We start from the raw sequence: 11,133 nt of genomic DNA, 5'->3' as shown, positions 1-11,133 counted from the left end.
TTACTCACCCGTCCGCCGCTGAATCCCCTGACGTCATCCCGAAGGAATCAATCAGGTTCATCCGCTCGACTTGCATGTATTAGGCACGCCGCCAGCGTTCGTCCTGAGCCAGGATCAAACTCTCCATGAAAATGGTGAGCTGATTAAGCTCTTACGTTAATAAATTGACAGCCGCTTCACACTGCATCCTGTGCAGGATCCGCTGACTTTTTTTATGGTGACATTCGTCACCTTTTTCGCTTGGCTTTTGTTCAGTTTTCAAAGAACTCGAATCGCCGATGGCGACTTTCATATCTTAACAAACTCTATAGAGCTTGTCAACAATATTTTTTATTTTTTAAATCGCTGTCTTAGCGACAAGAAATAATATAACATTAATAATTTCTCTTTGCAATACTTTTATTTCATCTTTTTTAAAAACAATCGCTGCACACTACGAGAATCATGTGCAGCGTTGTTGCCAGTTGTTCTTAGTGAATGGTTATTGCCGTTTTACGTTCTTATTCCCCTTCACGATGTCTCATTTGCGGGAACAAGAGAACATCACGGATAGAAGGCGAATTCGTCAGAAGCATAACAAGACGGTCAATTCCGATTCCCAAACCGCCTGTAGGCGGCATTCCGTACTCAAGAGCTTCTACGAAATCCTCATCCATCATTTGCGCTTCTTCGTCACCTTGCTCCCGTTCAACAAGCTGCTGTTCGAAGCGTTGCCGTTGATCAATCGGGTCATTAAGCTCCGTAAAGGCATTGGCGTGCTCCCTGCCGACAATAAATAACTCGAAGCGGTCAGTGAAACGCTCATCCTCGGCATTCTTCTTAGCCAAAGGCGAGATCGCCACCGGATGTCCGTAGACAAAGGTCGGCTGAATTAATTCTTCTTCAATAAAATGCTCGAAAAATTCATTGACGACATGTCCATACGTCATCGTTTCTTTTACCGGCACGTTATGTTCCTTAGCAATAGCCCGCGCTTCTTCATCAGACATCTCCTGCCAGAAATCAACGCCTGTCTTTTCCTTAATGGCGTCCACCATATGAACCCGTCTCCATCTCGGCTCTAAATCAACCTCGTACTCGCCGTAAGTTACCTTTGTCGTTCCAAGCACTTCCTGGGCGATATGGGCAATCAGCTGCTCGGTCAATTCCATAATGTCCTGATAATCGGCATAAGCCTCATACAGCTCAATCATCGTGAATTCCGGATTGTGTCGCGTCGAGACGCCTTCATTGCGAAAAACGCGTCCGATTTCATAAACCTTCTCCAATCCGCCGACAATCAACCTCTTAAGATGTAACTCAATCGCAATCCGCATATAGAGCGTCATATCCAAAGCATTATGATGGGTAATAAAAGGACGAGCCGAAGCTCCGCCGGCAATCGAATGCATCGTCGGTGTTTCCACTTCGAGATAGCCCTTTGAATCAAGATAACGACGCATCGATTGCAGAATTTTACTGCGCAAAACAAATGTATTCCGCACCTCTGGATTCATAATTAAATCAACATAGCGTTGTCGGTAGCGCTGCTCAATGTCCTTTAATCCATGGAATTTATCCGGTAATGGTCTCAACGCTTTTGATAACAGTTTAAAGTCCGAAACCTTGACTGACAGCTCGCCAACCTTTGTTTTAAAAGCGGTTCCTGTCACTCCGACGATATCGCCAATATCTATCGAATTAAATAGCTGGTATTGCTCTTCTCCGACTGCATCCTGACGCACATAAATTTGAATCTGGCCGCTCAAATCCTGGATGTGGGCAAATCCAGCTTTTCCTTTTCCTCTTTTCGTCATAATTCTTCCGGCCAAAATCACTTCATGGTTTGTTTCTGAAAGCTCCTCTTTCTCCACTTCCCCATATGCTTCATTCATTGCAGCCGCTGTATGAGTCCGTTCAAACCTCGATCCGAAGGGGTCATGGCCCTGTTCCTGCAATTGCGCCAGTTTTTCTCTGCGGACAATCAGTTGGTCATTTAATTCAAGCTCCTCAGCCATACATGTATCATCTCCTCTTTATCATTAAAAAACCGCTTTTATGTCAAACGCACTTTATGTAGAAAAACTGCCAGCGCTAAACACTGGCAGTACACTTGTCCCAAAGGCATTATAGTGAAGTCAAGCGCAAAAGTCAAACCGCACTTGCTTCTTTTGCTGCATTCTCTTCTAATTCTTCAATATAGGCATACAATGTTGTCGCGACATCTTCTCTTGTCTCAAAGCTGTTGATCTTGTCACGAATCCGGCCATTTCCGGACATTCCCTTCAAATACCACGCAGCATGCTTTCGCATCTCACGGACGGCAACATGCTCACCTTTTAAATCAATCAGACGATCGAGGTGCGTCATGCAAACGTCAATTTTCTCCCGGGGCGTCGGCGGCTCTAACAGCTTGCCTGTTTCAAGATACTGCACGGTCTGGTAAAGCATCCATGGATTTCCGAGCGCCGCGCGGCCAATCATCACTCCGTCCACCCCAATCTCATCCAGCATCCGGCGTGCTTCCTGTGGCGTTGTCACATCACCATTGCCAATAACCGGGATGCTGACAGCCTGCTTTACTTCCTTAATAATATGCCAGTCGGCCTTCCCTTCATACATCTGCACGCGGGTACGGCCATGGACGGCGACTGCACTGCCTCCTGCACGCTCCACTGCACGGGCATTCTCTACAGCGTAAATATGATCAGCATCCCAGCCGATGCGCATTTTAACCGTAACAGGCTTGTCAACCGCCTCAACCGTCGCTGCGACCATCTCATAAATTTTATTCGGATCGAGCAGCCATTTCGCCCCGGCATCACACTTCGTAATTTTCGGAACCGGGCAGCCCATATTAATGTCAATAATATCGGCATTTGTGTGTTTATCAACAAACTTGGCGGCTTCAACGAGCGTTTCCTTTTCTCCACCGAAAATTTGTAAGCTTAACGGCTTTTCACGTTCGTCGACATACAGCATGCTGAGCGACCTTTCATTCTTATTAAGAATTGCTTTATCACTCACCATTTCGGCACAGACAAGACCTGCCCCGAAGTCCTTTGCGATTAAGCGGAAGGCCGGGTTACAAACGCCTGCCATCGGCGCCAACACAACTTGATTTTTCATTTCAATATCGCCAATTTTAAGCACAAGCTTCACCTCCCTGTAAGTCTACTTTTATTTTGATGTTAATTCTGATCTTGAAATTTGAAGGACGGTCACGATTTGAGTAAGCAACTCCTCATCAGGCTGACGTTGTCCTCGTTCCACTTCACCGAGGACAGAGACAGAGATGCCAAGCTCCCTTGCAAAAGCCTCCTGCGTATAGCCCTTTAACTTTCTAAATGCTCGAATGCGTTTTCCGTATATGCTGGCTTCCATACTTTTATCCCTTCTTTATCCGGCAGCTTTTCACATAACTGTTCGATAGACGTTCTTTTTGCCTCAATATAGAGCTTCGGTTCCAGCTCCATAAGGGGAACCATTACAAAAGCTCGCTCCCACATCCGTGGATGGGGAATGATCAGATGCTCCATCTCCATATTTTCTTGGTCGAACAGCAGAATGTCAAGATCTATTGTCCGCGGCCCCCAGCGCACCTCACGCTTGCGACCGCATTGGAGTTCTATCTGCTGGGTAACTTCCAATAATTCACTTGCCGTCATTGAGGTCGCCACCTCGATGACCATATTTAAAAAACGTTGCTGGTCAACATATCCTACAGGGTCGGTCTCATAAATTGAGGAACGGCGCAGGACCTTGATCGCATCCTCCCCATGAAGCAGGGCAATAGCTTGTTCTAAATACGCTTGGCGGTCCCCTAAATTCGAGCCTAAGGCGATAAATGCATGATGATTCATGAGCGCGACCTCGTCAGCTCAACGGCCACGGAGCGGTAATGTCCCGGAATAGGCGGGTCAGGCTTGATCACTTTGACCGTGCAAGACTGAAGTCGTTCATAGGAACGCAAAAGTTCAGCGGCAATCTTTTCCGCCACTGTCTCAACCAGTTTGACAGGCTTCCCTTCGACAATTTTCCGGACCCGCTCATACACATCGCCGTAATCAATCGTTTTGTCAATCGCATCGGTGCTTCCGGCCTCCGACAAGTCCATCGCCAGAACGAGGTCAACGAGAAAACGCTGACCGAGTTTGTTTTCTTCCGAAAAAACACCATGGTATCCGTAGAAGGTTAATTCATTTAAATAGATTTTATCCATTTTTCTCTCCCTTCCTCATCAGCACGTCCATCATTTTCACCATCCGCGCCATTTCCTTCACATCATGAACACGCATGATCTGACAGCCTTTCATCACCCCGTAGCATACCGTCGCCCCTGTTCCTTCCACCCGTTCATCGACAGGCAGCTCAAGCGCCTTCGCAATTAAAGATTTCCGCGAAGTACCGAGCAGCACCGGGTAGCCAAGCTCAACGAACACATCCAGATGCCGCATAACCTCAAGGTTCTGTTCATGTGATTTTGCAAAGCCGATCCCGGGATCAAGGATAATCTGTTCGCTTTTGACTCCGGCTTCACGACAGATCTCGATGCTTTCCTGTAAATCAGCCTTCATGTCTTCAATTAAATGGTTGTAAACCGCTTCGCGACGATTATGCATCAAAATGATTGGCACCTGATAATCGGCCGCAACCTGAGCCATTTTTTGATCCCATTTTGCTCCCCAGACATCGTTAATCATCGTCGCCCCTGCTTCAATTGCCTGCCTCGCTACCTCAGCCTTATACGTGTCAATCGAAATTGGCAGCGGGACCGCCTCGGCGACCGCTTTGATCACAGGCAGGACACGCTTCAGTTCTTCTGCTTGATCAACCTGAATAGCATTGGGTCTTGTCGATTCGCCGCCGATATCAATCATATCCGCACCAGCCTCATAGAGCTCACGCGCATGGGCAACTGCTGCTTCCACTTGATTGAATTTCCCCCCGTCCGAAAAAGAATCAGGCGTTGCGTTCAAAATCCCCATCACGAGCGTACGCTGCTTTGTCTCTTGTAAAATCTCGTTTTTCTTATTGCGTTGTTCGATCATGTTGAACCTCCATTAAGTTCATCTCTACTCCATAACCGTTGCCGATAGTGTTGAAACGCGTCCGACAGCTTCCTTATAAGGGGCAGATCTGTTTGATACGTTTGCTGACCGCAAGAACGTAAAGGTACGACTTCCTGAATCGAATTCGTCACAAATGCCGCATCGGCCTCGAGCAGCGCTTCCGCCTTATAGTAGCCGACTTCCACCGGAATTCTCCACTGCTCTAACAAGGCCAGCACGAACTGCCGTGTAATGCCGTCTAAAATGCCTGTCTGCAAAGCTGGCGTATAGACGACACCTTTTTTGATCCAAAACACATTTGAGACAACACCTTCTGCCACGAGGCCTTCTTCTGTTAAAAAAATACCTTCCTGGTCAGGAGAATCACCTAACTCCCGCTTGGCCAGCACGTTATTGAGATAATGATGTGATTTCAGTCTCACTTCCCCTTCAGGCGTGTTCCGCTTTATCTGTAACAGAACGGCGTCCTTCAGCTGAGCTTTCACCGGCGGCAGCGGCTTCATGTAGACAATAACCGTCGGCTGCTCGTAGCGTCCGGTTGGCAGCCCTATCTCCGCCGGCCCGGCCGAAACATTCCAGCGCACATACGCATTATTCAGCTGATTGGCACGAAGCAGGTTTGAAAGAATCGTCAGTGCCTCTTCCCGTTCCATCCGCCATTCAATCGCCAATGTCTGTAAACCGGCATGCAAACGGCGAAAATGGTCATCCAGTAAAAACGGATGACCACCCTCTACGCGAAATGTTTCAAACAACCCGAGCCCATACATATATCCATGATCAAACGCAGAAATATTCGCTTCGGCCTGATCAACAATTTTGCCGTTTAGGTAGATGAACACACGCGGTTCTCCTTTCGATAGGTGTCAACGAAATTGCGGAGCAACTGCTTGCCGGCCGCCGTCATGATCGATTCCGGATGAAATTGCACTCCTTCAATCGGCAGCTCGCGGTGACGGATCGCCATAATTTCACCTTCCTCGGTTTCTGCGGTGATCTCAAAGCAATCAGGCACTGTTTCTCTTTTGACGATCAGTGAATGATAACGCGTCGCGGTCAATGGAGACGGCAGTCCTTCAAAAATCGTTTGTCCGTTATGAAGAATGTCCGATGTCTTCCCATGCATGAGCCGTTCAGCGCGTACGACGTCGCCGCCAAACACTTGGGCGATGGACTGATGCCCGAGACACACTCCAAAAATCGGGATCTTGCCCGCAAAATAACGAATCGCCTCCATGCTGATCCCCGCTTCATTCGGACTGCATGGCCCAGGGGAAATCATTAAAAAGTCCGGGTTCATTTCCTCGATTTCAGCTAACGTCACCTGGTCATTGCGCTTCACCACGAGCTCATGGCCCATTTCCCCTAAATATTGAACGAGATTGTACGTGAAAGAATCGTAGTTATCGATCATTAGAATCATTGTTTTTTCCTCCTCAGCTCAGCTGTTTCTGTTTACTCATCTCTTCTTCACTAAGCTCAAGCGCCCGCCATAGCGCCCGCGCTTTCTTCAATGCTTCCTTATATTCAAATTGCGGCTCCGAATCAATCACGATCCCGGCCCCCGCTTGCACATGCGCCTTGCCCTCGTGACAAAGCATCGTCCGGATCGTAATATTAAGCTCCATGTTCTCATCAAAGCCAATCCAGCCAATCGAGCCGGTATAAACGCCTCGCCTTACCGGTTCAAGCTCCTCAATAATTTCCATCGTCCGTACTTTCGGAGCGCCGGTAATCGTTCCTCCCGGAAAAGTCGCCCGGATGACGTCATAAAGATCATAGCCGTCGGCAAGCGTTCCTTTAACGTTCGACACAATATGCATCACATGAGAGTACTTTTCGATCACCATTAATTCATCGACTTCTACCGTGCCATAGGCCGATACCCGACCAAGATCGTTTCTCTCGAGGTCGACAAGCATCACATGCTCGGCCCGTTCCTTTTCATTTTCAATCAATGTCGCGGCAAGCTGTGCATCCTCTGCATCCGTGCGGCCGCGCGACCGTGTGCCGGCAATCGGCCGCGTGCTTAGCTGCGCCCCGTCTTTTTTGACAAGAAGCTCTGGCGATGCACTGACGAGCTGAAAATCAGGTGTATGAAAATAGCTCATATAAGGCGAAGGATTGAGCTTCCGCAGCCGGTCATAGACATTAAGCGGCGACGTTGTCAGCGCCTTTGTTTGCCGGACAGAGAGATTGACCTGGAACACATCTCCCGCTGCAATATATTCCTTTATTTTCATGACCGCCCTGCAAAAATCCTGCTCCGACAAAGAGGCCTCGACTGACGCTTCACTGTCTGCTCCGGCAGCGGGCTGTTTACTCTGCACCGTCGAGAGCGGTGTCTGCCATTGCTGCTTGTACTGCTGCAGCCGGCCTTCCATTCGTGCTTCCGACTGCAGGGTGCCATGAACGATGACCCACAGTTCACTTTGTTGATGATCATAAATAAACACATCATCAAAAAGCATAAAATAAACGTCCGGCAAGCCTACGTCATCGCTCGCCTGTATGGGCAATTGTTCAATTTCACGGACGATGTCGTAGCTGAAGTAACCGATCGCTCCGCCTTGAAAGGGCGGCAGCTCAGGAATCGTCTCAAACGTGTAAGGTGAGAGAACCCTTTTTACCCCTTCTAACAGCGGCCCGCGCTTCACTTCCGTTTTTCCGTTTTGCACCACTGTTAAAAGCTGATCTTTTCCTGATAAAATCGCAAACGGTTTTAATCCGATAATACTGTACCGCCCGCCGCGCCCGCTTTCCAGTAAAACATGATGCGGTTCTCCGGCCGCGAGACTTTTGTAACGCTCATACCAGCAATCTTCTGCCAAAGAGAAGGACAACACTTTTTTGATCCGGCCTGACTGACAGTTCACAAATCGTTGCTCCAAAGAGGTCCCTCCCATTCCAGTTCCTTTTTGTCTATTCTACATGAGAACGGAGCGAAAACACAATAAGCGATCAATAGAGGCTGATTTTTCTCAAACTTATCATTTGCGAAAAACCGGATCTCCCAGATAAAAAAACCAGCCAGACCGCCGCAAAGGCGTCCTGACTGGCAACAAGCAATTTACTGTTCTTCAAATTGATAAAGCGGAGTACTGAGGTAACGTTCACCGTTAGATGGAATAATGGCGACAACCTTCTTTCCGGCTCCGAGCTTTTCAGCGACTTGCAGGGCAGCGTAAATCGCGGCGCCTGAAGAAATCCCTCCGAGAATTCCTTCTTCACGGGCAGCGCGGCGTGCATATTCAAACGCCTGCTCCGTTGTCACTTGAATCACTTCATCATAAATTTCCGTTTTCAGGATTTTCGGCACAAAGCCCGCACCGATTCCCTGGATTTTATGCGGCCCAGGATTTCCACCGGATAAAATCGGAGAATCTGCCGGTTCAACAGCGGCAATATGGAGGTTCGGGAAATGCTCCTTTAAGAAGCCGCCCGCTCCCGTAATGGTTCCACCTGTACCGATTCCGGAAATAAAGCCGTCCAACTGGCCTTCAGCCTGCTCAAGCAGCTCCTTCCCTGTTGTCAGGCGGTGAACTTCAGGGTTTGCTTCATTCTCAAACTGCTGTGGCATGAAATAGCCATTCTCTTTCGCAAGCTCCGTCGCTTTGCGAATCGCCCCGCCCATTCCTTCAGGACCAGGTGTGAGAACAAGCTCAGCTCCATACGCCCGTAACAGGTTGCGACGCTCCATACTCATCGTTTCAGGCATCACGAGCTTCGCCTTATATCCTTTAGCGGCAGCGACCATCGCTAAACCGATCCCTGTATTTCCACTCGTCGGCTCGACAATCGTATCCCCGGCCTTAAGCGTGCCGTCCTTTTCCGCCGCTTCGATCATGGCGAGGGCGATCCGGTCCTTTACACTGCTTCCCGGGTTCATAAATTCGAGCTTCAAATAAATATCGGCATGTTTGTCTGAGACTAAGCGATTTAATTTGACTAATGGCGTTTGACCTATTAATTCAGTAATAGATTGTGCAACTTTCATCGTGACGCCTCCTCAATACCAAGTATTTTTATTGGTTTTATTAAGATTATAGTAGCAGACGTTTTCTGATAAGTCAATTAAGTTATTCGTTTTTTTCCAACTATTTTGACTGCTCGTATAACGCTTCCAATTCTTCCTTGGAAATGTTGTATGTCTCGTTACAAAAATGACAGCGCGTCTCCGCTCCGCCATCTTCCTCAATCATCGCGCGGATTTCTTTTTTCCCTAAACTGATGATCGCATTCTCGACTCTTTCTTTCGAGCAGCGGCAGGCAAAGGTGATCGGCAATTTATCAAGCAGCTTCACATTATCGTCGCCGAGCAGGGCCTGAAGAATTTCTTCTGGCGGCATCCCTGCTTCTACAAGTTTGGAGATCGGCGGAATCGAGGAAAGACGCTTTTCAATTTGATCGACAATCGCATCATCAGCCCCTGGCATCAGCTGAATAATAAACCCCCCGGCCGCAAGAATGGAATTATCGGGATTGACTAGCACCCCTACGCCGACGGACGACGGCGTCTGTTCAGAGGAAGCGAAATAATAAGTGAAATCTTCACCAATTTCCCCTGACACGAGCGGCACGCTTCCAGTAAAGTTCTCTTTTAAGCCCAGGTCTTTCACGACGGACAGATAGCCATCCGTCCCAACTGCTCTCGCGACATCCAGCTTTCCATGCTGATTGAGGTCGAAGTGGGTTTGCGGATTGCTTACATAGCCCCGCGTTTCGCCAGCTGTGTTGGCATCAACAATAATCGCCCCAATCGGCCCCTTTCCCTCAACTTTGATCGTCAGCTTCGAATCACCTTTAAGCATCATCGCCATCATCGTTCCTGCCATCATTGTACGTCCTAAAGCAGCCGAGGCAGTTGGCCATGTTCCCTGGCGACGTACCGCTTCATTGACCATGTTTGTCGCCACCAGCGAATATGCTCTTACTTTGCCATCGAATGCTGTTGCTTTAATTAAATAATCTTCCATATGATTGTCTATCCTTCCTTCTTCTTAATTAACTATTTCTTTCATAAATCATCTGCAGTCCTTTTAGCGTCAAAAAAGGCTCGACGACATCAATTGAAGTTGCTTCTGAGGCGATCAGTGTCGCCAGCCCTCCCGTCGCAATGACGGTAGGCTCCTGTTTTGCCTGGGCCTTCATCCGGTTGACGATGCCATCAACCTGACCGACATAGCCATAATAAATTCCCGCCTGCATCGCATGAACCGTATTTGTGCCGAGAACTTTGGCGGGCTTCGTTATTTCAATTCTCGGCAGCTTCGACGCGCGGGTGTACAGCGCCTCGGCTGAAATCGATATTCCCGGGGCAATAGCTCCCCCCATATAGTTCCGGTTCTCATCGATATAGCAATAAGTGGTCGCCGTGCCGAAATCCACAATGACAAGCGGGCTGCCATATAAATGGATCGCGGCGACGGCATTGACAATCCGGTCAGCTCCGACATCTTTCGGATTATCATACTTGATATTCAGCCCTGTTTTGATGCCGGGTCCAATCACCATCGGCTTAAGCTGAAAATACTTCTTGCACATTTGCTCAAGCGTATACATTAACGGCGGGACGACTGAGGAAATAATAATTCCCTTGATAGAGTCAATCGAAACCTCTTCATGATCAAATAACGCCTTGATTGACATCGCCCATTCGTCCTCTGTTTTCTGGCGGCTTGTCGCCATTCGCCAATGATAACGAAGAGACCGTCCTTCGTACACGCCGAGTACAATATTTGTATTCCCTACATCAATCACTAATATCATGATCCATCACCGCCAGCCTTCTTATTACCACATCTTGGGCAAATTCCCCTCAATTATAAAACATTACCGTCATTTTTGCGAAATGTGGAGTCGCTACATCTTTTAACCCCCCAGAGAGGAGGAGACCCCTGAAAAACTTCCTTTTTCGTCACGCGAAGAAAAGCGGCATCCCTTCTGTGTCCGTTCAATCGAGTAGGAGGGGGCGACTAACCCCCGACCTCTCACACCACCGTACGTACGGATCCGTATACGGCGGTTTCAGTTAAGTCTGACGAAGGGTTTCATAACGTTCCAGTACGCTCTTGAGCCCTTG

12 protein-coding genes and 1 rRNA gene are annotated in these 11,133 nt (G+C 48.4%); all 13 read right to left on the bottom strand.

Translation table 11 applies throughout. The features are described from left to right. Positions 1 to 130 (bottom strand): 16S ribosomal RNA (locus M3202_RS21705); the annotation flags it as partial. A gap of 370 nt (positions 131 to 500) precedes the next feature. Then, on the bottom strand, positions 501 to 1,997 hold the full coding sequence (lysS, locus tag M3202_RS21700; RefSeq protein ID WP_251225307.1) for a lysine--tRNA ligase: 1,497 nt from the start codon (positions 1,995 to 1,997) through the stop codon (positions 501 to 503). A gap of 133 nt (positions 1,998 to 2,130) precedes the next feature. Then, positions 2,131 to 3,132 carry a tRNA dihydrouridine synthase DusB gene (gene dusB, locus M3202_RS21695; protein ID WP_251225306.1) on the bottom strand — a complete coding sequence of 334 codons (1,002 nt, stop codon included), beginning with the start codon at positions 3,130 to 3,132 and terminating at the stop codon, positions 2,131 to 2,133. Positions 3,133 to 3,159: 27 nt separating this feature from the next. Further along, positions 3,160 to 3,363 carry a helix-turn-helix domain-containing protein gene (locus M3202_RS21690; protein WP_251225305.1) on the bottom strand — a complete coding sequence of 68 codons (204 nt, stop codon included), beginning with the start codon at positions 3,361 to 3,363 and terminating at the stop codon, positions 3,160 to 3,162. Further along, a complete protein-coding gene (gene folK / locus M3202_RS21685) occupies positions 3,315 to 3,842 on the bottom strand; it encodes a 2-amino-4-hydroxy-6-hydroxymethyldihydropteridine diphosphokinase (RefSeq protein ID WP_251225304.1) in 528 nt (175 codons plus the stop codon). The genes M3202_RS21690 and folK overlap by 49 nt, the downstream gene beginning before the upstream one ends. Then, positions 3,839 to 4,201, bottom strand: coding sequence for a dihydroneopterin aldolase (gene folB / locus M3202_RS21680; RefSeq protein WP_251225303.1), 363 nt, complete (start codon positions 4,199 to 4,201; stop codon positions 3,839 to 3,841). The genes folK and folB overlap by 4 nt, the downstream gene beginning before the upstream one ends. Continuing rightward, positions 4,194 to 5,030, bottom strand: a complete 837-nt coding sequence (gene folP, locus M3202_RS21675; RefSeq protein WP_251225302.1) for a dihydropteroate synthase — start codon at positions 5,028 to 5,030, stop codon at positions 4,194 to 4,196. Before folP ends, folB begins: the two co-directional genes overlap by 8 nt. Continuing rightward, positions 5,027 to 5,893, bottom strand: a complete 867-nt coding sequence (pabC, locus tag M3202_RS21670) for an aminodeoxychorismate lyase (protein ID WP_251225301.1) — start codon at positions 5,891 to 5,893, stop codon at positions 5,027 to 5,029. The genes folP and pabC overlap by 4 nt, the downstream gene beginning before the upstream one ends. Continuing rightward, on the bottom strand, positions 5,878 to 6,474 hold the full coding sequence (gene pabA / locus M3202_RS21665) for an aminodeoxychorismate/anthranilate synthase component II (RefSeq protein WP_251225300.1): 597 nt from the start codon (positions 6,472 to 6,474) through the stop codon (positions 5,878 to 5,880). Before pabA ends, pabC begins: the two co-directional genes overlap by 16 nt. A gap of 13 nt (positions 6,475 to 6,487) precedes the next feature. Beyond that, positions 6,488 to 7,957: an aminodeoxychorismate synthase, component I gene (gene pabB / locus M3202_RS21660; RefSeq protein WP_432805985.1), complete on the bottom strand. Its 1,470-nt coding sequence runs from the start codon at positions 7,955 to 7,957 to the stop codon at positions 6,488 to 6,490. 164 nt (positions 7,958 to 8,121) lie between these two features. After that, complete coding sequence (gene cysK / locus M3202_RS21655; protein ID WP_251225299.1) at positions 8,122 to 9,048, bottom strand: cysteine synthase A; 927 nt, start codon at positions 9,046 to 9,048, stop codon at positions 8,122 to 8,124. A 100-nt stretch (positions 9,049 to 9,148) separates the two neighbouring features. After that, positions 9,149 to 10,027: an Hsp33 family molecular chaperone HslO gene (gene hslO, locus M3202_RS21650; RefSeq protein WP_251225298.1), complete on the bottom strand. Its 879-nt coding sequence runs from the start codon at positions 10,025 to 10,027 to the stop codon at positions 9,149 to 9,151. Positions 10,028 to 10,055: 28 nt separating this feature from the next. Further along, positions 10,056 to 10,820, bottom strand: a complete 765-nt coding sequence (locus tag M3202_RS21645) for a type III pantothenate kinase (protein ID WP_251225297.1) — start codon at positions 10,818 to 10,820, stop codon at positions 10,056 to 10,058. Positions 10,821 to 11,133: the final 313 nt, after the last annotated feature.

It is taken from the genome of Halalkalibacter oceani, from assembly GCF_023715605.1.
Lineage (GTDB): Bacteria > Bacillota > Bacilli > Bacillales > Bacillaceae_D > Halalkalibacter > Halalkalibacter oceani.
The sequence above is the reverse complement of the archived record's forward strand: the minus strand, read 5'-3'. Positions and strand labels throughout refer to the sequence as shown.